Raw genomic sequence first — 24,650 nt, forward strand, 5'->3', positions numbered from 1 at the left:
TATGTATGCTCCCAGATTATGATAATATAATAAACCAAACTATGCTACAGTACAAAAATTTACCTTCCAAGGGGAAATTATGGGACAAATATTACACAGTAGCGCCAAAATGACAGAGGCAATAGTAGAGCACTATAAAATAGTAAAGAAAGCATAGCAAAATTAGCTAAAGCTTACTCGATTAATCCTAAAACTGTACAAAAATGGAAAAAGAGAAACTATATCTACGATAGCGAGTTATGGGACCCAAAAAAATATGTTCTACTGTCCTAACAGCCAATGAAGAAGCTCTTATAGTAGCATTTCGTAAACACACTCTTCTTCCCCTGAATGATTATCTTTATGCTTTAGAAACTTCTATTTCTCATTTGACCCGTTCTAGTTTACATCGTTGTTTATAGTCAATTAAGTTGAGAATGGCATAGAGAAGCCATAATCAATAGCATCGCTAAGGTTATTAAAATTAGTAATGATAGGTTTGATTTTAGCTTTTAAATGAGCCCAATATTTTTCAATTGGGTTGAGATCAGGAGAGTAAGGTGGTAAGAATAAAAGTTTACAGCCTATATCTTCTATTAAATTCCTAGTTCTAGCTGACTTATGGAACGTTGCATTATCAAGTATTACAACTTGACCAAATCTTAGTTCGGGCACCAAACACTGACTAACCCACTCGTTAAAAACTTCTGTATTACATGTGCCCTTGAAACACATTGGCGCAATAATTTTCTTCCCAACCTTACCTGCAATAAAGCTTTCTCGATCATGTTTTTTACCTGAGATATCACCATAAACTTTACTTCCTCTGAGACTGTATCCCCAAGAATAGTACAAATAGCTATCAATTCCACTCTCATCAATATAAACTATATCTTCCGCTTTATAGTTTGCGATAGCTGCCAAAAATAATTGCCGTTTTGCTTCATCCCGTTCACGATAGAGTGTGGTCTTTTTTTTCGTGTGATCCCCAAAGTCTTGAATGCCAAACAGATAGCAGCTGTAGACACATTAAAAACCTTTGCAAAATCAGATAATAGCCAATTGCTGTTTTTAGACACCTCGTTTAATAATTTGATTGGATCAAGCTTCTTCCATGGCTTAGCTGCTCGTGTGGCTGCTAAATTCCCGGATTTCGATCTCGATAACCATCTATAAATTGTTCTTTCACCTATGCCAAAAATTCTTGCAGCTTCTTCTCTGGTATAACCTTTATTAACATAGTGAATTACTTTTTTACGTAAATCTAAGGAATATGCCATTGCTTCTACTGTTTTGGGTTTATGAGCTTTTTAATATATCATATATCATGTCTTTATCAACTTAATTTACTATACAAAGACATGGTATTAGTAAATTGCCTGAGATAGGCAATAATAAAAGGCTTAAGAAGAAAAAATTTAAGCAATATGCTATAGGCTATTTTCATATTGATACTGCTGAAGTAAGAACAGAAGAAGGTAAACTATATCTATTTGTAGCTATAGATAGAACTTCAAAGTTGGCATATGCTGAACTTCATAAATCTATGACTAAGGTATAGCAGCAGATTTTTTATGAAACTTCATTGAAGCAGTTCCATATAAAATCCATACAGTGTTAACTTATAATGGTATCCAATTTACTAACCATGCTCCTCATCGGCATGCTTTTACTCATATTTTTGGAAGAGTTTGTAATGAAAATGATATTGAACATAGATTGACTAAGCCTAATCATCTTGGACCAATGGACAGGTTAGCGAACAGGGTTTTAAAAGAAGCTACAGTCAAAGATACTATTATGAATCCCATCAACAATCTAGGAATATATTGAGAGCTTTATTATGGCTTATAGCTGTGCTAAAAGACTTAAAGATCTTACCTCTTATGAATAGATCATTTCTATCTGGACAAAATCTCCTCAATTATTTATCCTATCGATCATGATCTGGGGCTATACCGTTAATCGTAAATACAATTATTTACTATAATTTGTCCAAGAGTAAGACAAATAGTACATAAGAAGAGGAACGACAACGTCCCAAATAACAAATTTAAAAGCTATATATTATGATATAGAGTATGTAGTATGATTAAGAGAGAATAAGTATAAAACTATTCTCTCTTAATAACTTTTACATATCTTCATCTTTTATATCAGATAATTCTAGTAATTCACTATAGCCAACCATTTTTTCAGTAGTAGTAATTTGGCTCAATAATAATTCTACAGCTTTATCTTCAACAATAGGGCCTTTTAATTGTTCTACTGCTTTAGGATTTTTACGATAATAGTCTAATACAGCATGTTCTTGCCCTGGAAACATACGGGATTGGGCATATACTGCTTGCCTTAAATCTTCTTGCGTAATAGATAAGTTATGCTGTTTACCTATTTCTGTAAGTAAAATACCTAATTTAACTCTCCTTATAGCCATTTTCCTATAAAGAGTTTGGAGTTCTTCATCAGTTTTATCAGCTAATGAAGGATCTGTTTTTTTAATTTCAGAGATCCGCTGCCAGAGAGAATTAAATTCACGCTCTTCTAAGCAAGTAGGTATAGGAAAATCACACTTTTTTTCTAATTGATCAAATAATTTTTTACGAGTGTATGTATTCGATGCTTGTTTCCATTCTTGTTCCAACGCTTCTTTGACTTTGCCTTTTAGGGCATCTAAATTATCAAGCCCGAGCTTTAAAGCTAGTTCGTCATTTATTTCGTATGGAATACCCGCTAAAATTTCTTTTATAGTGGTGCTAAATTCTGCTTCTTTCCCTGCTAAATCTTTTGCCATATAATCATTTGGGAAAGTAAGTATTATTTGTAATGGTTGATTAATAGATGCACCAATAAGTTGCTTTTCAAAATCAGGTAATAATCTTCCAGCACCTAACTCTACTTTCATATCTTGTGCACTTCCTTGTGCAAAAGCTACTCCATTAATTTTACCTTCAAAATCTATTATTACTGTATCACCAGATTCAGCCACAGTTTTGTCAGACTTTACATAATTTAGTGTAGTAGTTGCAATCTTTTTAAGACGTTCTTCGATATCTTCTTCAGTAGGTTCACATACTAATTTTTCTATACTGATATTTGAATAATCGGGAATAGTAATGTCAGGCAAAACTTCAAAAGATAATTGATATTCAAAATTTTCACCTAATTTGAACTCTTTGATTTCAATTTTCGGTTGCTCTGCCAAGGAAGGTTTTTTCTCTTCCATAAACTGTTTTAAACTATCGTCTATTAATTTTTCAACTACTTCAGCTTGTAAAGATTCATTATATTTATTTTTAATTACAGAAACAGGTACTTTTCCAGGTCTAAATCCGTCAATTTTTGCAGATTTTGCAGCTTCATTAATACGGTCCTCAAGCTTTTGATTCAATATCTCTGATTGAATCACAATTTTATATGCTCTTTTTAAGCCTTCATTATTTAGTTCCGTTACTTGAAAATTATTTTTAGTCACAAATATTACTCCTTAAGCAGTGAACCTATTATTAAATGGTGCGGGTGAAGGGACTTGAACCCCCACAACTCACGTTACAAGATTCTAAGTCTTGCGCGTCTACCATTTCGCCACACCCGCGATAGCTATTTAAATTGCTCTAAGGATAATATCTCTCCTATATTATGCAGAAATATTTCTACACTAGTTTTTCTTATCATAAAGCAAGTTAGTTTACTATATTTATTATAATTATTTCGGCTCATTATAGCTATTAAAGAGTTTTAAGCAATCCTAAATTTCAGTCATTATAAAAATAAATGATACTAGCTTTTAGTTATATTTATTATTATTAGATAATTATATTTTGCTCGTAATATAATGAATAATTTCATTTTTTGTAGGGCGGTAATCATTTTCTTCCCAAAAATTTATAGCCTCTTTTAATAATTTACCAAGCTCATTACCAGGGGGAATGCCAATATTAATTAAGTCTTGACCAGTAATTGGAGGGGATATAGGATGCCAATTATTAATTATATTTAACGTGTCTTGTAATTTTTGTTCATTAATATAATTATTTTTTTGTAATATTTTAGCCCACTGTAATATAACTAGATCATATACATAATTTTTATCAGCTAAGCGGAGTATTTTATATAAATCTTTTGTAGTTTCTTCGCCTGTTATATAAATTTGTGGCTTAGTAAGATAGCATAAATGGCGTTTATCTTTAGATGAAAGTTTCCAGCGTATTACAAGTTCTTTTACTGTTTGATTACTTTCTTGACATAATAAAGCGGCCAATCTCCTGATTGGATTAATAGATATATTAAATTTATATTCTATTCTAAGTAAGAATTTTAAATAATTAAAGTCTATATTAAAATAATTTATTAAATAAGATAAAATGTTTGTATTATGCATTAATAATAATACATTATCAAAAGTAGGAGCTTGTAGTATTTTATACATTTCAGTTTGTATACGCTCTCCTGAAAGAATATTGATCCCTTTAGCTAGCTCTTTGCATGCCAATAAAATACTTGATGCTAATGGTTTTTTGCCATAATAGGCAAAAAAGCGAAATAACCTAAGTATACGTAGATAGTCTTCTACAATGCGATTGTGAGGATCACCAACAAATCTTATAATACCATGGGTTAAGTCGTCAATGCCATTAAAATAGTCATGTATTTGATTGCTAAGCGAATAACTCATAGCATTAATAGTGAAATCTCTACGAGCAGCATCTTCTGACCATGAATCAGTAAATATAACTTTTGCATGTCTACCGTTGCAATATATATCACGTCTTAAGGTAGTAATTTCGAAAGCTTGTTTATCAAATATAGCAGTGATTGTGCCAAAATCTATACCAGTTTTTAATGTGTGTATGTTATAACTATGCATTATAGCAAGTGTTTCGTTAGGCAATAAGGTTGTAGCAATATCTATATCTGAACATTCTTTATGTAGATATGCATCTCTCACGCATCCTCCAATAAATCGGGCCTGTTTACCTGAGGACTGTAAAATATGTAATAAATTTATAGCGCTTTTATGGTTATTAAGAATTGCTAGAGACATGGAGAAGTAAGTTCACATTTATCTATAAGGTTGTATATGCTGGTATTAGGTGTAATCGCAATATAACCTATATTTATTTCTGCTATTATATTGATATTGTTATCAATTACAATAGGTGAAGAATGTATTTTATGTTTTATACGAGTTGCAACTGTCACAGCATCTTGAGCACTGCAATTGAATAGTATAACTCCTAAAGTATTATCCTGAAGAGAACCTATAACATCTTCCATACGTGTACACTCATTGTATCTATGTACAATTTCTGTTATAAATTGTTTGGTAATGGTTGTACCGTAATTTTTTACAATATTACTATAATTAGATATGCTGATCATCGCGATGCAGGAATCAATAGGATTATTACTGATAAACTCTGATACTAAAGATAAACATTCTAAAAATGCTTGTTTGTTCATTATGCCTGTTGCTTCTTCTGTTCTTGCAGGATCTGCTCTGTTAGTTTGTAACTGTTGTTTTAATTGATCTATTTTCTCGTATAAGGATATATCTCTTATTAAAAGCTCTATAACAGGATTACTATTGTTTGATAAAGAGTAGAATGCCTTTATTGTAACATTTACAATATTGCCGTTGCGACCTATTATTTCTAATTTACGCATTTTATTTAATACATTGGCAAGATCACTACTATTATCTTCAAAATCTAAATAACTACTAATTTTTTCGACGCTTGTTGGCGTCATAATTTCATACAAAGAATGGTTTTTTAATGAATTATTGTATTGACCTAGCAATTGTTCGGCAGCATGATTAACGTTTTGTATTTCTAAAATTTTCTTATCATTATTTTGACATACCGAAATAACAGCATCGCTTTTTCTTCCTGCCGTTATCATATTTGTCCTCCCGTTAAACAAATTCACGTATAAAATATAGCAAATCTTATATAAAATATATAGTAATTAATAAGAAAATTAATAATTTTTATAGAAAGCTAAAAAACATGTGTGATAATGTTGATATTATTAAAAACTTTGTACAGATAATTTATCTGTAATAATACAAACATTGCTTAGATGATTCGTTAATTTACATAATTTACTTGCTGTATTAAATGAGTGAATAGGGCCAGCTCTAACAGAGATTAAATTATTATCATCATATAGAGGTCTAATTATTTGGATACGAATTGGATATGTAATATTTTGTCTTAAAATATTATTTATAATATTAATTTTTCTCATATTTAAAAGTTTAATTTCAATCCAAAGACTATTATTGTTTTTGTCAAATATATTGACATTTTTATTAAAAGATTGATTTTGTGCAGAAACATTCATAGCCTGTTTTATGTTAGATTTTTTCACCATGTTTTGCTGTGTTAAAGGTAACGATTCAGCTATGTTAGTTATTTTATCATGATTTTCTGTATTACTATCAGCTAAGGCTAAGTGATTTTGCTGTGTTAAAGGTAACGATTCAGCTATATTACTTATTTTATCATGATTTTCTGTATTGCTATCAGCTAAGGCTAAGTGATTTTGCTGAGTAGAAGCTACTTTTTCAGTTGTAATAAAAGAAGTTTTTGACAATTCTTTAATTGTAGAAGTTGTTTTTTTATCTTTATAAACATTAGAAGTAACTAAAATATTACTACCTGAAGGTAATTCTATTAAATCTTCTTTTGCTAATACATAGGTAGATGGCTGCTCATTATTAGGTACAAATATTTTTTTAATTGACATAGAAGTTGTTAAGTTTAGTAAATTATTACGTTCTGTAGTATTTATGTTATCTAAAACTTTATGTTTAAGAAGAATTTGAATAGCATCTTTATTATTATTTTCGAACATTAATTCAACAGCATTTTTGTTATATTTATTTTTTTTGAAAGGATCAGCTCCATGTTGTATTAAGATATCTATAATTTGAGGATATTTGTATGCCACATGTAATGGAGTATTGCCCTGAGAATTAGAGGAGTTGATATCTACATCTTTTTCGACAATGTATTTTACAATTTCTAGGTTATTATTATAGTATTATTATAGGAGGCCATTAACAATGGAGTAATATTATTTTCACGAGTATTAACATTGTATCCCTTATTTATTAAAGAAACTATATCTGTGAGTAGATTTTTTTGCGTAGCTATTAATAAAGGATTATAAAATTTGTTTGTAAAAGAATTATCATCCTTTGCGTATACAAGAGGAGAAAACAATAAAAAAATGGCTAAAAATCCATGTAATATATTTATCACTAACCTAATACTTATTGGAGGCCGGGGCCGGAATCGAACCGGCGCATTGAGGATTTGCAGTCCACGGCATTACCACTTTGCTACCCAGCCAGGTTTATATAAGTTCATTATTGTAACGAGTATATAAACAAAATTGATTATAATTCAATAGTTAAATTTACGAATTGCAATTTTTATAATAATAAGTATAAAAATACTTTGATTTTTAGATCAGTTGTGGCATTTAGATTGCTTATATAAATATTTTGCTTATGTAATATAAGTTTTTATATAGGTATATTCTTGACTACTTAAACGAAAAAGACTTTAATTTTATAAAATTTTTTTTAGTATAATTATAAGAACAATAGGGCATTGATGAGTAGAGCTGATAAAACAATTATAAATTTATTTTTTTCTGTAATTACGGTAATATTATTATCAAACTCATCTTACGCTAAATCTTCTGATCCAGCTCAGCCTATAGATTTATTCCAAGCCTTGACTCATACTTATAACAATAATCCTAATCTGCAGGAAGCACTTGAGCAACTCAAAGCTGCAGGTACAAATGTATACAAAGCAAGTGCTGAATTTTTACCCAGTATAGCTGCGGGAATTGACAGAGGTAGGGACTATCAAAATATAAAAGTAAAAAATATACCCAGTAATCAACTGAATGGACCTATCTCTGCGGATAGTATCCAAGTTAAGCAGCCTATATTTAGTTCAGGTAGTAGCGTTTTTGGAGTTAAAGCAAGCAAAAAAGCTTTTTTTGCAAATGTAGCTTCATTTTATAATACTGAACAACAAGTATTGTTATCTGCTATTCAAGCATATATAGGAGTTTTGTATGCAAAAGAGTCTTTAGATATTAATATTTACAATGTTCAAATGCTTGCTAAGGCTTTACAATATGCAGAAGAAAGATTTGAAGTAGGGGATGCCACAAGGTCTGATGTAGCTGAATCAAAATCTCAATTATCTTCAGCTTTAGCGTCCAAAGCTCAAGCTGAAGGTGATTATGAAATAGCAAAAGCTAAATATAAACAAGTAATAGGTATAGAACCTGCAAATTTAGCTATGATTCAAGAGATTAATAACTTACCTTTGAATCTTAGAGATTTGGTTGAAATAGCTTCTAATAACCATCCAGTAGTTATTAGCGCTAGGTTAAATATGGATTCTAAAAAAGATTTATTAGTACGTAGTAAATTAGGAATTTTGCCATCCGCCTCTATTAATGCTTCTGTTGCAAGGCAAGATAATAATACACTTAACAATGCCGCACAAAGGGTTATTCAAAAAGTAATCGATAAAAAGGTAATGTTAAATGTTCAAATACCTATATATCAGTCAGGTCTTGAATATATGGCAGTACGTAATAGTAAAATAGAAGTTCAAGGTTCTAAATATACACTTCAGAAGTCTAGAGAGCAGGTAATTGAGGGAGTTATTGAGGCTTGGAATAAATTATCATCATATAAAGAAGCATTTAAGTCTTCTAGCGATGCCGTTGATGCTGCGTCTATAGCTTTAGATAGCATGAAACAAGAAGAAGAAGTGGGTACACGTACGCTTTTAGATGTATTAGAGGCAGAGCAAAAATTATTTCAAGCAAAACTTAGGTTAAGTAATGTAAAATATAGTAAAGTTTTAAGTACTTATACCTTAAAAGCATCGGTAGGAGATTTAACAGCACAAAAATTAAAATTGCCAGTTAAAGTATTTGATACTAATGCATATTATAATAAAGCAAAAAAACAACTAATAGGTTTTTCTGAGGAGTAAAAATTAAATAAAATTTAACACATTGTGATATAAAATGTGTTTATAGTATTAATATAATATGCTATTTATTAAAACTGTTGGTATAATTACTAAAATAATAACTTAACTTTGGTTTGAAATGAAAAATATTGGAGAGCAAGCGGTATCAGTAGAACAAATTCTGCAAACTATTAAAGGAGTCATCACTGGAGATAATAGCAAGGAAGATGTATTAGAACTAACTGAAATAGTACAGGATGGTGAAATAGATAACCAAAAAAATAGTATTCAATTAGAAGAAGGTGTAGATATTAAAGATAAAAAAGGAATTTATAATCAATCTACTTCTGGAAATAGCGAAGATGAGTTAATAGAAGAAAATTCAAATCAATTAGAGGTCAAAAAAGGAAAGCAAGATTTAAAATTATCTCAGAATAATATAGGCAATGATGAAACACAGATAATGACTAATAAAAATCAAGATAGCAAATCATTAGAATCTTTAAATAAATCTCCTAAGAATGTGATGCTTTCTGAGGAAACAGTTGCGGAAACGTCTGAAACCTTAAAGAATCTGGTGCGTACAGTAAGTAAACCTTTATCAGATGGATTGTCTTTTAGAAACGGTACCTCATTAGAAGATTTAATTATTGAAATTTTAAAACCATATTTAAAAGAATGGTTAGATAGTAATTTACCTAGTATAGTAAAACATATTGTAGAAAAAGAAGTACAGAAGTTAATTCCTAAAGATGAAGATTGATTATGAAAATACTGCGATTGCTTAGGAATGTTATTATATTGGCTATATTTTTATATAGTGATATTGGATTAATGGCTCAGCAGCTATCCAATACTCCAGCCATTACCAACCAAGAAAATACACTATCGTCTAATGAACAAAATATTAATAATATAAGTGCTTCTCCTTCATCACCAAGTTTGAATGGTTCTAATAGTAAAGTATTAAAATCATCGTCACAAGATTCGCCTATTAAATATAATACAACGGACTTTACGCCATGGAATAATAATATAAATATTGGTAGTTTAGTTAATGATCATAATACAAATACAGAAAAATCTGCCGCGGATTCGTCAAAAAAAGTAGAACAAAAAACACCTGATGAAAAGGTAGTAGATCAAAAAACATCAGATAAGAAGACAAATACATCTGATAATACGCAAAGTAATCAAACAAAAGTTCAAAATAGCTTACCAGAGATAAAAGAAACGGCGCCAAAAGTTTTTAAACAAACTAATCCTTCTGTTAAGAAGATAGTATCTGAGGACAAAACGAAAATTCGAAAAGATTCAGAGGAATTTTTAAAACAAGAAATATCATCTGTATTAGCGGATGATACTAATATACCATATGATATTGCGCCTATATATTATGATGATCAAAGTTTAACTGATGAACAACGTAAACAATTAAAGAATAAGGTCAAGCATATAGTAACTAATAGCGAGAACGCAAATTTTATTAATAAATTATTAAAGATAAATTATAAAGTGGCCAAATCTTATGATGCAAGCTTGATATCTGCTAATAATAAAGATAATAGGCATCTTTCAGAGCCTATTCAAAGTGATTCATACAAGGATATGGCTTTTGAATCTATTGTAAGAGGTGATTTAAATGGTATACGTGCTTTAATAAATAATAATTATATATCTATTAATACTAAAAATAAACATGGAGAAACTCTATTGATATATTCTACTTTAATGGAACAAGTAGATGTAGTAAGGTTATTATTAGCTAAAGGTGCTAATGTTAACGATATAGACGCAGAAGGTTCTACAGCATTACATATAGCTGTAGTAAAAGGGTATTATGATATTGCAAATGCCTTGATTGTAATGGGAGCTAATCCATCTATACGTAATTATATTGGTAATACCCCTCTTGATTATGCTATTAAAAAAGGTGATACCTCTTTAATTCAGCTTTTATCCTAATAGCTTAGTACAGAATATATGATGGCAAAAAACTCTTGGGAAGTTACAATTTTAACTCTTTTCCCAGAAATGTTTCCTGGGCCACTTGGCTACTCGGTGGTAGGAAGCGCTTTACGAAAAGGTATATGGAATTTAGATTTACGTAATATTAGAGATTTTGCAGAAAATCCACACAGAACAGTAGATGATAGACCTTTTGGTGGTGGAAGTGGTATGGTTATGCGACCAGACATCCTAGGTAAGGCTATCGAAAGTGCATCGTTTGCACAAAAAATGTTTTATATGTCTCCTAGGGGGCAATTATTGACTCAGCAGAAAATAAGAGAATTATTAGATTATAGGCATATATTAATTATATGTGGCAGATTTGAAGGTATTGATGAACGCGTTATTGAAGAATATAATATTGAAGAAATTAGTATAGGTGATTTTATATTGTCAGGAGGCGAATTAGCTGCTATGAATATGATTGATTCAGCGGTTAGATTATTGCCAGGGGTATTAGGTAAAGATTTAGCGCTTAGTCAAGAAAGTTTTGGTCAAAATGAATATGAATATTTATTGGAGTATCCACATTATACTAGGCCAAATATATGGAAAAATAGAACTGTACCAGAACTATTATTATCAGGTAATCACCAAGTAATTGAACAATGGCGTTTTAAAAAAGCTCAAGAAATTACAGCTAATAGAAGGCCGGATTTATGGAAAAAATACAATATTAATTTGGATTAATATTAAAAAATACCACTAATAATTTAGTTCGGTACTTGTATACAAAAAATAGATACCTATATAAGTATCATCTGGTTTGTAATAGAATAATTTAATAAAGTAATTTTTGTAATAGAGAGGAAAAATGGGTAAAGTTATTGGTATTGACTTGGGTACTACTAACTCATGTGTTGCTGTAATGGATGGTAAAGATCCTAAAGTTATTTTTAATGCGGAAGGTAGAGCAACTACTCCTTCGGTAGTAGCAGAGACTTCTTCTGGGGAAAGGTTGGTAGGTGACCCTGCTAAGAGACAAGCAGTCACTAACCATGATAATACGATTTTTGCTGTGAAAAGGTTAATAGGTCGTACTTACGATGATCCTACGACTCAAAAGGATATTAATTTAGTACCTTATAAGATTATAAAAGCTGATAATAAAGATGCTTGGGTGGAGCTACGTGGACAAAAATATTCTCCTAGTCAAATTAGTGCTTTTATTTTACAAAAAATGAAAGAAACTGCAGAGAATTATTTAGGAGAAAAAGTAACCCAAGCAGTTATTACTGTACCAGCTTATTTCAATGATGCACAGCGTCAGGCTACAAAAGATGCAGGAAAGATAGCTGGCCTCGATGTATTGCGTATTATCAATGAACCGACTGCAGCAGCGCTTGCATATGGTTTTGATAAATCTGGAACAAAAACTATAGCTGTATATGATTTGGGTGGTGGTACTTTTGACGTATCTATTTTAGAGACAGGTGATGGTGTATTTGAAGTAAAATCTACAAATGGTGATACATTTTTAGGTGGGGAAGATTTTGATGCTAGAATAATAGATTATATTGCAGATGAATTTAAAGCTACAAATAATATAGATTTAAGAAAAGATCCTTTAGCTTTACAAAGATTAAAAGAATCAGCAGAAAAGGCAAAAATTGAACTTTCCAGTGCAATGCAAACAGAAATAAATTTGCCTTATATAACTGCAGATTCTAGTGGTCCTAAACATTTAAATATGAAAATTACCAGAGCTAAATTAGAAGGTCTTGTGGATGATCTAATTAGCAGAACTATAAAACCTTGTGAACAAGCTTTAAAGGATGCTGGTTTAAAAGCAAGCGATATACAAGAGATAGTACTTGTAGGTGGAATGACCAGAATGCCTAAAGTAATAGAAACAGTAAAAAGTTTCTTTGGTCGTGATCCTCATAGAGGAGTTAACCCTGATGAAGTGGTAGCACTTGGTGCTGCTATACAGGCGGGTGTATTAACTGGTGAGGTAAAGGATATATTATTGCTTGATGTAACACCTCTTTCTTTAGGTATTGAAACTTTAGGTGGTGTTTTTACACGTCTTATTGAGCGTAATACCACTATTCCAACTAAGAAAAGCCAGGTCTTTTCAACTGCTGAAGATAATCAATCAGCTGTAACTATTAGAGTATTCCAGGGTGAAAGGGAAATGGCTGTTGACAATAAATTACTTGGTCAGTTTAATTTGGAGGGTATTGCGCCAGCTATGCGTGGTATGCCTCAGATTGAAGTTACTTTTGATATAGATGCTAATGGTATAGTGCATGTTTCAGCCAAGGATAAAGCTACAGGAAAAGAACAACAGATAAAAATTCAGGCTTCTGGTGGCTTGGCAAATGATGAAATTGAACGTATGGTCAAAGAGGCTGAAAGTAAAGCCGGTGAAGACAAAAAGCGCAGAGAACTTGTAGAGGCAAAAAATCATGCTGATAGTCTGATACATTCTACTAAGAAAAGCTTAAAAGAACATGGTGATAAGATACCAGATTCAGACAAAGCTAATATTGAAGTAGCAATATCGGATCTAGAAGGTGTAATAAATGGAAATGAGTTACAGCTTATTCAGGATAAAACTCAAGCTTTGATGGAAGTATCTATGAAAATGGGTGAGCATATGTATAAAACAAATGCAGCTGATGATAGTGCTTCTTCTACTAATGCTTCTAATGATAGTAATACAAGTGAAGGCAAAGTGGTAGATGCGGAATATGAAGAAGTAAAAGATAAAAATAATTAATAATATAGGGTTATGTCTACTACAGATTATTATACAATACTTGGAGTTGCACGTGATGCAAGTGGCGATAAGATTAAGCAATCTTATCGTGAACTTGCAAAGAAGTATCACCCGGATTTAAATCCAGGTAATAAAGAAGCAGAGCGTAAATTTAAAGAAGTTAATGAAGCTTATGATATATTAAAAGATGAGCAGAAAAGAGCTGCTTATGATCGATATGGTCATAATGCTTTTAAACAAGGTGCAGGTAATGCAGGGGCTGGTGCTGCTGGTTTTGAAGATATATCTGATATATTTGGCGACTTTTTTGGAGATTTTATGGGAGCTGGTCGTGCCGCTTCCAATGCTTCTCATCGCGTTAGGGGTGCTGATTTAAGATATAATTTAAATGTATCCTTAGAAGAAGTTTTTCATGGTAAACAGGAAAGCATTAAATTTTCTACAATGTTAAAATGTGATACTTGTAATGCTACTGGTAGCCAAGATAAGCAAGAAGCAGCTGCTTGTAGTAGTTGTAGAGGATCTGGTAAAATTAGATCACAGCAAGGTTTTTTTGCTATTGAAAGAACATGTCCTACTTGTAATGGTATGGGTAAAACGATTAAAAATCCTTGCAGAATATGTTCTGGGGCTGGTAGAGTAAATCGTGAGAAAAACCTTGTGGTATCAATTCCTGCGGGGGTAGAAAATGGTACGCGTATAAGGCTTGCTGGGGAAGGTGAAGCAGGAGTAAGAGGGGGGCCAGCTGGTGATCTTTATATATTTATTACTATCGCACCTCACCCATTTTTTACAGTTGACGAACGTGCAAATATACATTGTAAAATTCCACTAAAAATGGCTATAGCTGCACTCGGCGGTAATATAGAAGTACCAACTATTGAGGGTACTAAAACAAAAGTTACTATACCATCTGGTGCACAAACCGGTGATCAATTTAGATTAAAAGGTAAAGGTATGTCTATTGTTCGCTCTAAAAATAGAGGAGATATGTATGTGCATGTACTTGTAGAAACACCAGTTAATTTGACTTCTCGTCAAAAAGAATTATTAGAGGAATTTAATAAAGAAGATAGTGGTAAATCTAACCCTAAATCTGAGAGCTTTTTTCAAAAAGTTAAAGATTTTTGGGGAGAACTAAAGGAGTAATATCTAGTTTTATATAATTTTTAATTTAAATTAATTTTCCGTGGTTAGTGAGTGCCGATGCTCCTAGATCTTCATCATACTTAAAATACTACTCTAAGATTTACCTAATGCATTAGAATTCAAAGGTGACAATCAGATTGTACAAAAGGTGATGAATGTAAGAAATATGGCTATTATAGTTTTTTCAGCTTCCTTAGCAGATAAGCATGATGAGAGAAACCTAGTTTTTGTTAGATTAGCGAAGAGTGACGCATATGTTAATTTAAATCAAGAAACTATAGTATATTAGCCAAAATTATTATTACCTATCAGTAAACTAAGTTGTATATGGGACTATAGTAAAAACATTTGAATTTTCATGCGGTGTCGATCAATATTCACCTAGCAATTAGTAGGATGTGCTCCTCATTCCTTGTATCAAACTTAAACTGTTTTTGCTATAAGAGTGATAAGCGAAGCCTGCAAATAGTAGGAAAATTTTGAGCTAACTACATCCTAGATTAAAGTCAATTTACTATATTTTTATACTTTTGGTTTTTAACTTAAGTTTCATGATAAATCCTCTTCTAGTACTATTTTAAATCACCTTTACTCTATATTTGTTCAAAATATATTGCTCTCTTCTAACAATAAACGTATTAATTATTTCTTAATATAAATAAGGTAACATGTTAAACGTTTAACAAAATATTTATATAGTAATATAAATGATAGCAAGGTTTACGAATAGATTAATCAAAAGTTTTGATGCACTAATGATATTAGTGATATTGCTTTTATCAGTATATATATATTTAATAATTATATATTATGACGCATTATTTGAATATAAAGCTATAAAAAATCATATTGGTACTGCCTTTAAAAAAATTGATCAGATTACTTTAGTAAACTATGCTGGGGGCGGATTAGTACAATATTCAAATCGTGAGCTCCAAAATCAATCAGCGCATGATTATGGTATTGACAGAATTTTTACCTATAGTCCTCAAGATCTTGATCACAAATTTTATATGGATAATAAGTTTATACTAGAAAAAAAACGTGGTGCAGGTTATTGGTTATGGAAGCCTTATATTATTCTTGATGCAATGCGCAGATTGCCAGAAGGAGAAATAATTTTATATTTAGATGGTGATTATCATATAAAAAATGATTTAAGTTTGTTAGTAGAACTTACTAAAAAATACAATAGAGTACTTGTATATAATGGAATGTCTGCCGAAGGAAAAATTAAATTACATACATCTCATGCTAAAAATTATCATTTTGTAAAAAGAGATGCCTATGTGCTAATGGATTGTGATCGAGAAGAATGTTATAATGCACTGCATTTATGTGCATCAGTAGTTTTATTAGTCAATAATCAAAAAAATCGTGAGTTTATTCAGCAATGGTTAAAATATAGCAGAGATCCACGCATTGTTACTGAACAACCGAATGTAATTTTTAAAGAAGATGTTAAAAAATTTTTGATTCATTTACATGAACAAGCTATATTATCATTATTATATTTACGATATACATCAGAAGAACAGCTAGTTATAACAAAAGATGATATATTATATTTTTTATCTCATGATGAAAATAAACGTTATTGGGGTTCTTGGCTATACCAGTATGATTATCATAAGGAATATGGTAAAAAAATAGCAGAAAGAATATTTGATACTAAAGAATTAAACATGTTAAAAAATAATAAAATATCTCATAATTTAGAAAAACTAGGCTAAATTTCTACTTCCTGGTTTTGTTGCTTCCATATTTTTTAAATGAGCTGGTAATGTTTCCTCTGCATAAGTTTTTGCCTCTATTCTTAAAAGAGATATAAAGGGTACCTCAAGGTTAAGAGGAGCATTACTTCTATCTATAAGTGAAGCTATTGCTACTACTTTTCCGCCGTTTTCTTCTACACATGTAAACGCTTCTTTGGAGGATTTACCAGTTGTTAGAACATCTTCTACTATCAGAACATTAGCGTTATTCGGTATATTAAAGCCTCTCCTTAAGGCAAATACACCATTTGCTCTCTCACAAAAAACTGACGGTATATTAAGTTGTCTACCCATTTCATAGCCAACTATTACCCCTCCCATAGCTGGAGATACTATAATGTCAAAATTTATATTAGATAAAGAGTTAACGATTTTTTTTGCAAGGGCGTTACACAACCTTTCAGCTCTACTTGCATTCATTAATACACGAGCACATTGAAGATATGTATCGCTATGTAAACCTGAAGATAAAATAAAATGTCCTCTAAGTATAGCCTGTGCGTCTTCAAATTCTTTAATAATTGCTTGTTGATCCATTATATTAATATGTGTAAATATTTATTAGTTCTATAGTAAATTGATTTGAACTTGCGAACGCAGTTAGCTCAAAGCTCTCCTCCTAATTGTAGGCTTAGCTTATCGCTCTTCGTCTCAAATACAACTTAATTTGTTATAACGCGTGGCAATCTAACACGAAATTGATTGAAAGTCATTATTTTTTTAAAAATTTCTATGATAATATAAATTGCTTTGGACTCAGAACTTATTTTATAGTAATCTGAATATACTATTATGAATTATAAAGAGGTAACCGTGATTGCATATTTGATTGAGCTTTTTAAACGTATAGATGCCTTTTTTAATAGTGCTCAGTTTAAAAATTTTTCTCCGTTTGTATTAGGTATTTTATCACGATGGTATTTAATTATTTGTATTCCTGCCATAACCGCAACTTATTATGCTTTGAAAGGTCTTAGTGAATCTGGTCTTTTGGGTAAAATAGAAAATTTTATAACAGAAAATTTAAAAATGTTGGTTGAAGTTTCAAGAGTTTGTTCTCCTAAAATTGCAAATTTAAGGGAATTTTTACAGTGTTTAGGGCTTTAATCTAGTCTAAATATAGATTATTATAGAATTTTAATATATTTTTTAATTTATTTAATTTATTTATATAATTACGAAAATATCCTTTATATTTGAACTTAAATTGTAAAGATTGGCTGTTAACAAAATAAATATCAATGGTATTTTTTAAAAGATTGATTATCTCATCTAATTTTTTTGTGTGGGTAAAGTTTATATTCTTTAATTGAGAAAGTAATTTATATAAGGTTTTATGTTTATATCTTAGACAATTTATATTTTCACTTTTACTTAAGTCAAGATTAGTAGTTAAAAACTCTATTTCATATACTGTATAAAGCATAACGATAATAGTAGTAGAATATTTGAATAATAATACTTTTTGGTTATAAAAGTTATTTATAAGTATGTATAAAAATATAGCAATGAAAAAGACTAAAATCATTATATTACTTCGAAGTTAGATAGGAATACATACTATAAATGGTAAAATACTTATGGTTGATAGTCAATAAATTTACACAACTATAGGTTGTAAAAACTATGAAATAAAGTTTTTACATAAGAGCAATCTTTAGCAATTTGAGTTTTTAATTCTTCTAAATTATCAAATTTCTTTTCTTCTCTAATGAAGTGGAATAACTCTACACTAATCAAAATATCGTATAAATCTTGTTCTACTTCGCCAAAAATATGAGATTCAACTATTATTTTTTCTGTACCTAAATTAATTGAAGGTCTAATACCTATATTTATTATACTCCTATAAACTTTGTTATTAAGATGTGTTTTAGCTGCGTACACGCCAAATTTAGGCAGAATTATATTTGGAGGAGGTAATAGATTGATGGTAGGAAAGCCTATTTTACGTCCCAGCTGATTACCTTTAAAAGATTTACCTTTAATCAAGATTTTTTTAGATATCATAATTTTACGGCATATCTTTGATTTTATGTATCACATTAATCATTTCTAATGCTGTTTTTGCTAACTCCACACCTTTATTTTTTTTCCCTCGAACTCGTGCTAAAGCTTGCTCGATATTATAGGTAGTTAAAATGCCAAAGATAATAGGGATTGTATATTCTAAGGCAAGCTTTTGACATCCATAACTGACCTGCGAACATACATATTCAAAATGGCTTGTTTCGCCCTTTATTACAACGCCAAGACATATGATAGCTTGGTATTGTTTTGTTAAAGCTAAGTATTTAGCGGTAATTGGAATTTCTATAGCTCCTGGAACCCATATAGTATTTATTTGATTATCTTTGAGATCTAAAGATTTCAAGGTTTTGACTGTAGATTGATATAGTTTTCTTGTTATAGTTAAATTAAATTTACTTACTATTATTGCAATTTTAATACTCATCTTCTAATACCATTAAATGATTAAGTTGATTGATTTTGGTTGATAAGTAGTGCCTATTATAAGGGTTGATTGTAGAAGAAAGGGGGACCCGGACCAAATTATTATTTTTCCATATTTGGCTACAGGAGTTTAATTTTTCAGGATTATTAGTCATTAGTCGGAGAGATTTTATCTTTAAATATTTTAAGATATTTTGAGCAGCACTATAATCGCGGTTATCTACAGGGCAATCTATGGCCTGGTTAGCAGTGACAGTATTAAAACCATGTTGTTGTAAAGCATAAGTTCGTAGTTTATTGATTAATCCTATACCTCTGCCTTCTTGGCGCAAATATATTATTATCCCACTATCTTCTTTTTGAATTTGAGCTAAAGAAAAATGTAGTTGTGAAGAGCAGTCACATCTTAAAGATTTAAAAACATCTCCTGTGAGGCATTCAGAATGAATGCGTACCAGAGGAAATTTTGTTTTATGTATATTTTTCATTAATATACAATGTTCTTTATCATCATCTATTGTTGTAAATGAAAAAGACTGAAATATCCCATAGGTAGTAGGTAAATTAATAGTTGGAGAAATAGACGAAATGCCGTAACCACGAAGCTCTTTTTGTCTTACATTAACAATTTCTTCTATTGCAATGATTGGTAAATCAAAATTTGCTGCAAATTCCTGAAGTTTTTTACCCCTTAGCATATTGCCATCTTGGCCCATTATTTCACATATAACTGCTGAAGGATTAAGCCCAGCCATTATAGCTAAATCTATACTTGCTTCTGTGTGGCCGCGCCTTTCGAGAACTCCCCCCTCTTGAGCTTGCAAGGGGAAAATATGACCAGGCATTATAATATCACCTGCTGTACTATTATCATCTATGGCAATTTGTATGGTCTTGGCTCGGTCAGCAGCTGAAATACCTGTGGTTATGCCTTGAGCCGCATCGATACTGATGGTAAAGGCAGTTTTTTTTTGATCTTTGTTCTTTGTTATAGGCACCATCAGAGGTATACCAAGAGCGGTTAGCTTGGCTTGAGTCATAGATAAACATATTAAGCCTCCACCATTATGAGCCATAGAGGTTATGGATTCAGGAGTAATTTTTTCAGCTGCAACTACTAAATCTCCTTCATTTTCTCTTTTCTCATCATCGGTAATAATAATCATTTGCCCTTTAGACAAGCTATTGAGTGCATGTTCTATTTTATCCATTCTGTGTACCTATTTTAATATGGTTAATAAATTTCTCAATATATTTGCCAATAATATCAATCTCTAAATTCACTAACGTACCTAAAGTGTATAAATTAACAATAGTATGAGAAATAGTATAAGGTATGAAAGCAACTGAAAATAAACTGTCAGTTATATCTATAACGGTAATGCTCATGCCATCTATAGTAATATAACCTTTATGTATTATGTAAGGAGTAAGTTCTTTTGGGTAGTTAAAATATACTAGCTTAGAATCTCCCATTTGCTTAATAGAGGTAATTTTTGCTACATTAGTTATATGCCCTTGGACAAAATGCCCACCTATACGCTGATTCAAGGTAATCGATTGCTCTAAATTCACTAGAGAATTAATATTTAAATATTTCAAGTTAGTTTTATCAATCGTTTCCTTAATAATTTGTACGCTAAAAGAATTCTGATCTATATTAATCACAGTTAGGCAGCATCCATTCACTGCTATACTATCACCCCTTTTAAGTTCTTGGCTTAAGGTTGAAGATATTGACATGGTAATATCAGTATTATTTTTTATTATGTTAGTAATGAGTCCAGTAGCTTCAACAATCCCTGAAAACATAAATTACTCCTATTGATTGGTAAATTCAGCAGTTAAAAGCAAATCGTTTTTGATTTGTTTGATGGAAGTAAAATTGAAATCTATAGAAGATTCCAAAATGAATTTATTATTTATAAAATTAAGAGCATGTGGATGGTTGATAATTTTAGGTGTTACATATATTAATGCCTCATTCGCTAATCCTGCATTAATAAAGCTAGTATGTACTTCTGCGCCTCCTTCGACTAGTAGGCTCGATATTTTTAAAGCACCTAATTGATCAAGTAAATTTGGTAATGAGATTTGGTTTAAATGGTTTGTTTCTGCAATTAGGGTTTCAATATTATTTTGTGTTAGGGATTTTAAGTAATTTTGATTACATAAATTAGTTGTAACTAAAATAGTTTTTCCTGGCAATGCTGGATCAAAAATATTTAAACTAAGAGGTAGTTTACCTTTAGTATCTAAAATTATCCTAGTTGGATGTCTATCTATAGGTTCTTTATTACGATAGGTAAGTTTAGGATTATCAATTAAAGCAGTGTTTGAACCTATTAATATTGCATCACAGCTTTTGCGTATATTATGTGTATGTTCGCGGGCTTTGGAGCAGCTTATCCATTTTTCTTCACCATAGCCTGTGGTGATTTTGCCGTTTAATGACATCGCCCATTTACATATAATATAAGGTCTCTTTTGAGTTATATAATGAAGATATATTTTATTAAGTTTAGTTGCCTCTTCTGAGCATAAACCTACCTCTATTTCAATCCCTGCTTGCGTTAATAGATCAAGTCCTTTACCTGCTACTAACGGGTTGGGATCTTTAATTGCTACATATACCTTTTTAATTGCTGCCTTGATAATGGAGTGAGTACAGGGAGGTGTGAGGCCAAAATAGTTACATGGTTCTAAATTAATATACATTGTTGCACCTTTGGCTAGATGTCCAGCTTGCCTTAATGCAATGATTTCAGCATGATCTTCGCCAGAAAATTTATGCCATCCCTCTCCAACTATTTGACCATGATTTTCAATAATACATCCAACCATAGGATTTGGAGAAGTTGTAATGTTACCATATCTAGCTAATTTTAAAGCTTGTAACATTTTTTTTCTATGATGAGTCATGTTGTTCCTGTAAGAAAATTATTTAATTACATTCTCAAGGACAAGGAAAAATATATAGAGGAATATTATCGGTTTATGTAAAAGTAATATACTTAATAAATGTGTAATAATAACATTATAATTTGAGCTAACGATATAGCTTGGTATTTATGTATGATATAATTCTATTAGAATATATTACCTGCGCTCAAATTGAATTTAAATCACAAAAATTATTAATATGGTTACTATTTTTATATTAAAAACATTCTTTTATTATTATTCTCTTCTTCCATCCGGACTATGACCGTCGGCTCTGGCTTAGACCAGATCTGCTATACTAAGAAACCCTAGTAAAGCTCGCGGGCTCTTTACAAGTAAGTTTATTAAACAACTGTAAAATACCGCCGGTAGAGAATTGTACTCTGCCCTGAAGATAATGTTACATTGTATAACAAAAAATATTAAATATCAAGTGTAATATGTGATAAAAATAATTTACTATATTCGTATTTGAGAAAAACTATACAACTAGGGTATATTAATTAATTATATAAATTAATGTCTCATGCTAGCTAAAAAATCTATAATTTCAGTTTTTAATTGGGCAGATTGATTTATTAAATCTTGTAAAACTTCTAATAATTCTTTAGAACAATGATTAGTATCATTAGCAGTATTATTTAAGACTTCTATATTATTCCCTAGTTTTTGTACATCACCAGAAGCAAGTTGCATAATATGTGCAATATCAGTTGTCGCAGAATTTTGATGATCTAGATTATCAGTGAGGCTAGCATATACTTGTTTTATGTCATTGATGGCATTTGATATATATTCCAAAGTATTAATTACTTCAGTACTAATAAGTTGAATTTCTCTAATATAACCTGCAATTTCATCGGTAGATTGAGAGGCTTGTTTTGCAAGATTTTTGACTTCTGATGCTACAACAGCAAAACCTTTACCACTTTTACCAGCCTTAGCTGACTCAATGGTAGCATTAAGAGCTAACAAATTTATTTTATGAGTAATACTATATATAATATTGACTACATTACCAATTTTTCTACCATTTTCTTCCAATTTTTTAATAATATTATCTGCTTCATTTGAGCTTTTTACTGCAGTATGAACCGTTGTATTAGAACTACCAATATGATTTGACATTTCTGAAATTAAGGAAATTAAATAATCAGTAGAAGATTCTACTATTGAAACATTTTGTATTACAGTCTTCGAGATATGATCTACTTCATTTGCATTTTGACTAGAAATATTGGCTGAATTAGAAACAGTATTAACTTTTTCTATAAGTTTTGAAATAGCAAAACTAAATATTTCTAAAATCTTTGATACTCTATGATCAAAATTATTAATTTGTTCTTTAAGTAGTTGATTACGTTTTTCTTTTTCTACACTCTCCTTATATTGAGTAGAGGCCATTTGTTCAACTTTAATAGCAGTTTGTTTAAATAATTCTAAAGCTCTTGCCATGTCTCCAATTTCATTATATTTGTTTTGGTAGGGAACATAGGTGTTTAAGTTATTATCAGCTAAATTTAACATTACATGATGTAAATTACTCATAGGTTTAATAATATTATATTTAATTACTTGGTAACTAATTATACCAAAAATAAGTATAGCTATATTGCTAAATAATATTCTGAAAAAGATTTGTTTTCTTGATTTGAGCTTATTTGATAGTAGTTCTTGTAAAGCAGATATACTAGCTATATATAAGTTATATGAGGCTTGCTTAACATCATAATATGACATTAAAAATACTTCAGCTTTTATATTACTTGTATCAGTTAAACTTTGGTTAGTATATTTAAGAAAAACACTTAATGCATTATGATATTTTATCATATCCTTAGAAAGATTATCTCTTACTTCGGGGGACAAATCATTATACATTACTGTATTTAATTCTTTATATACCTTATGACTGAGCTTTTCCAAAAAATTGGTGTTAATAATAAGTTTTTGTTTATGTGCGCTATCTAAAGGTGTCTTTTGTATATATAGAGGATACATATTATGGGTGATAAGAGTAGATAATTCAAAATTGTAGGGTATAGTATATAAAATTGCATAGCTTAAATAGTATAAATTTATTTCAGTATTTAAAGTTAACTTTGAAGAAAGACCTACGTAATTTATTGCTTCTTTAATTTCTTTTAATAAAGGAATATAAAGCTTTTCATAATCATTAATGTTATCGAATTTATCATTTATTATCTTATGCCATTGTTCTTTTACTGTATCGCCAAGTTTGGGTGTGGAAGGGTTTAACTTTGCATATTCATTAAATAAAGCAGAAATTTTTGTTTCGATTTCAGATGTTTTCTGGTCTAATTCCTCTTTTGTATCTTGCGTACCATAATCATATTGGAGTTTTAAGATAGAATGTTCAGTTAAATCAATTAATAGTTGCAGTAACCTATGATTGGTACCTAATCCTTGTAATTCTTCATTAAAAAGTTTTAGTTCTTCATTAGTATGTTTAAGTAAAAAATATGTAGATAATGTAATAACAATAATAAACAAAATTATATTGACAGTTAATTGTTTAGAGATGGTTACGGAAAACTTTGACTGCCTTATCTTATTATTTGTCACTGTTTAAGT

Annotated in this window: 24 protein-coding genes and 2 tRNA genes; 10 read left to right on the forward strand and 16 right to left on the reverse strand. The window is 30.4% G+C overall.

The window, feature by feature from the left end; all coding sequences use genetic code 11:
- Nucleotides 1–239 precede the first annotated feature (239 nt).
- The gene (locus NOVO_07890; protein ID AIL65911.1) at nucleotides 240–401 is read left to right on the forward strand and encodes a hypothetical protein; all 162 of its coding nucleotides are present in this window, start codon (nucleotides 240–242) and stop codon (nucleotides 399–401) included.
- Nucleotides 402–405: 4 nt separating this feature from the next.
- Here NOVO_07890 and NOVO_07895 read toward each other — a convergent pair whose 3' ends face one another.
- Entirely contained in the window at nucleotides 406–714 is a 309-nt protein-coding gene (locus NOVO_07895) for a hypothetical protein (GenBank protein ID AIL65912.1), read from the reverse strand.
- Between the two features lie 152 nt (nucleotides 715–866).
- A complete protein-coding gene (locus NOVO_07900; protein ID AIL65913.1) occupies nucleotides 867–1,259 on the reverse strand; it encodes a Transposase in 393 nt (130 codons plus the stop codon).
- Nucleotides 1,260–1,593: 334 nt separating this feature from the next.
- On the opposite strand from NOVO_07900, the gene NOVO_07905 reads away from it, so the two are divergent.
- Nucleotides 1,594–1,812, forward strand: coding sequence for a hypothetical protein (locus NOVO_07905; protein AIL65914.1), 219 nt, complete (start codon nucleotides 1,594–1,596; stop codon nucleotides 1,810–1,812).
- 301 nt (nucleotides 1,813–2,113) lie between these two features.
- Here the strand turns inward: NOVO_07905 and tig are convergent, their stop codons facing one another.
- From tig to NOVO_07935, 6 genes are all read right to left on the reverse strand, one after another.
- Entirely contained in the window at nucleotides 2,114–3,454 is a 1,341-nt protein-coding gene (tig, locus tag NOVO_07910; GenBank protein AIL65915.1) for a Trigger factor, read from the reverse strand.
- Nucleotides 3,455–3,490: 36 nt separating this feature from the next.
- Nucleotides 3,491–3,574, reverse strand: a tRNA-Leu gene (locus NOVO_07915).
- Nucleotides 3,575–3,793: 219 nt separating this feature from the next.
- A complete protein-coding gene (gene cca / locus NOVO_07920) occupies nucleotides 3,794–5,023 on the reverse strand; it encodes a CCA-adding enzyme (GenBank protein AIL65916.1) in 1,230 nt (409 codons plus the stop codon).
- A complete protein-coding gene (locus tag NOVO_07925; protein ID AIL65917.1) occupies nucleotides 5,014–5,883 on the reverse strand; it encodes a hypothetical protein in 870 nt (289 codons plus the stop codon). The genes cca and NOVO_07925 overlap by 10 nt, the downstream gene beginning before the upstream one ends.
- A gap of 129 nt (nucleotides 5,884–6,012) precedes the next feature.
- Nucleotides 6,013–6,936 (reverse strand): hypothetical protein, encoded by a 924-nt coding sequence (locus tag NOVO_07930; GenBank protein ID AIL65918.1) that lies wholly within the window; start codon nucleotides 6,934–6,936, stop codon nucleotides 6,013–6,015.
- A 329-nt stretch (nucleotides 6,937–7,265) separates the two neighbouring features.
- A tRNA-Cys gene (locus NOVO_07935) sits at nucleotides 7,266–7,340 on the reverse strand.
- Between the two features lie 267 nt (nucleotides 7,341–7,607).
- Between NOVO_07935 and bepC the strand changes: the two genes are divergently transcribed.
- The 7 genes from bepC (at nucleotide 7,608) to NOVO_07970 (ending at nucleotide 16,616) form a co-directional block, all read left to right on the forward strand.
- On the forward strand, nucleotides 7,608–9,020 hold the full coding sequence (gene bepC / locus NOVO_07940; GenBank protein AIL65919.1) for an Outer membrane efflux protein BepC precursor: 1,413 nt from the start codon (nucleotides 7,608–7,610) through the stop codon (nucleotides 9,018–9,020).
- Between the two features lie 118 nt (nucleotides 9,021–9,138).
- Nucleotides 9,139–9,762: a hypothetical protein gene (locus tag NOVO_07945; GenBank protein ID AIL65920.1), complete on the forward strand. Its 624-nt coding sequence runs from the start codon at nucleotides 9,139–9,141 to the stop codon at nucleotides 9,760–9,762.
- Between the two features lie 2 nt (nucleotides 9,763–9,764).
- Entirely contained in the window at nucleotides 9,765–10,964 is a 1,200-nt protein-coding gene (locus tag NOVO_07950; protein AIL65921.1) for an Ankyrin repeat protein, read from the forward strand.
- Nucleotides 10,965–10,982: 18 nt separating this feature from the next.
- Nucleotides 10,983–11,699, forward strand: a complete 717-nt coding sequence (gene trmD / locus NOVO_07955) for a tRNA (guanine-N(1)-)-methyltransferase (GenBank protein AIL65922.1) — start codon at nucleotides 10,983–10,985, stop codon at nucleotides 11,697–11,699.
- A 124-nt stretch (nucleotides 11,700–11,823) separates the two neighbouring features.
- The gene (dnaK, locus tag NOVO_07960) at nucleotides 11,824–13,734 is read left to right on the forward strand and encodes a Chaperone protein DnaK (protein ID AIL65923.1); all 1,911 of its coding nucleotides are present in this window, start codon (nucleotides 11,824–11,826) and stop codon (nucleotides 13,732–13,734) included.
- A gap of 12 nt (nucleotides 13,735–13,746) precedes the next feature.
- On the forward strand, nucleotides 13,747–14,883 hold the full coding sequence (dnaJ, locus tag NOVO_07965) for a Chaperone protein DnaJ (protein AIL65924.1): 1,137 nt from the start codon (nucleotides 13,747–13,749) through the stop codon (nucleotides 14,881–14,883).
- 707 nt (nucleotides 14,884–15,590) lie between these two features.
- Nucleotides 15,591–16,616, forward strand: coding sequence for a hypothetical protein (locus NOVO_07970; protein ID AIL65925.1), 1,026 nt, complete (start codon nucleotides 15,591–15,593; stop codon nucleotides 16,614–16,616).
- On the opposite strand, the gene pyrE is transcribed toward NOVO_07970, so the two are convergent.
- Entirely contained in the window at nucleotides 16,608–17,195 is a 588-nt protein-coding gene (pyrE, locus tag NOVO_07975) for an Orotate phosphoribosyltransferase (protein AIL65926.1), read from the reverse strand. The genes NOVO_07970 and pyrE overlap by 9 nt on opposite strands.
- A gap of 255 nt (nucleotides 17,196–17,450) precedes the next feature.
- Between pyrE and NOVO_07980 the strand changes: the two genes are divergently transcribed.
- A complete protein-coding gene (locus NOVO_07980) occupies nucleotides 17,451–17,765 on the forward strand; it encodes a hypothetical protein (protein AIL65927.1) in 315 nt (104 codons plus the stop codon).
- Between the two features lies 1 nt (nucleotide 17,766).
- Here the strand turns inward: NOVO_07980 and NOVO_07985 are convergent, their stop codons facing one another.
- The 7 genes from NOVO_07985 to mcpB all read right to left on the reverse strand — a co-directional run bounded on the left by NOVO_07985 (nucleotide 17,767) and on the right by mcpB (nucleotide 24,641).
- Nucleotides 17,767–18,186, reverse strand: coding sequence for a hypothetical protein (locus tag NOVO_07985; protein AIL65928.1), 420 nt, complete (start codon nucleotides 18,184–18,186; stop codon nucleotides 17,767–17,769).
- 80 nt (nucleotides 18,187–18,266) lie between these two features.
- Nucleotides 18,267–18,668, reverse strand: a complete 402-nt coding sequence (locus tag NOVO_07990) for a Riboflavin kinase (protein ID AIL65929.1) — start codon at nucleotides 18,666–18,668, stop codon at nucleotides 18,267–18,269.
- A gap of 4 nt (nucleotides 18,669–18,672) precedes the next feature.
- On the reverse strand, nucleotides 18,673–19,113 hold the full coding sequence (ribH, locus tag NOVO_07995; protein AIL65930.1) for a 6,7-dimethyl-8-ribityllumazine synthase: 441 nt from the start codon (nucleotides 19,111–19,113) through the stop codon (nucleotides 18,673–18,675).
- Nucleotides 19,103–20,323 carry a Riboflavin biosynthesis protein ribBA gene (gene ribBA, locus NOVO_08000; GenBank protein AIL65931.1) on the reverse strand — a complete coding sequence of 407 codons (1,221 nt, stop codon included), beginning with the start codon at nucleotides 20,321–20,323 and terminating at the stop codon, nucleotides 19,103–19,105. Before ribBA ends, ribH begins: the two co-directional genes overlap by 11 nt.
- Entirely contained in the window at nucleotides 20,316–20,924 is a 609-nt protein-coding gene (gene ribE, locus NOVO_08005; GenBank protein ID AIL65932.1) for a Riboflavin synthase alpha chain, read from the reverse strand. Before ribE ends, ribBA begins: the two co-directional genes overlap by 8 nt.
- A 9-nt stretch (nucleotides 20,925–20,933) precedes the next feature.
- Complete coding sequence (ribD, locus tag NOVO_08010; GenBank protein AIL65933.1) at nucleotides 20,934–22,034, reverse strand: Riboflavin biosynthesis protein RibD; 1,101 nt, start codon at nucleotides 22,032–22,034, stop codon at nucleotides 20,934–20,936.
- A gap of 537 nt (nucleotides 22,035–22,571) precedes the next feature.
- Nucleotides 22,572–24,641 carry a Methyl-accepting chemotaxis protein gene (mcpB, locus tag NOVO_08015; protein AIL65934.1) on the reverse strand — a complete coding sequence of 690 codons (2,070 nt, stop codon included), beginning with the start codon at nucleotides 24,639–24,641 and terminating at the stop codon, nucleotides 22,572–22,574.
- Nucleotides 24,642–24,650 lie beyond the last annotated feature (9 nt).

This window comes from Rickettsiales bacterium Ac37b, assembly GCA_000746585.2.
Taxonomy (GTDB): domain Bacteria; phylum Pseudomonadota; class Alphaproteobacteria; order Rickettsiales; family Arcanibacteraceae; genus Ac37b.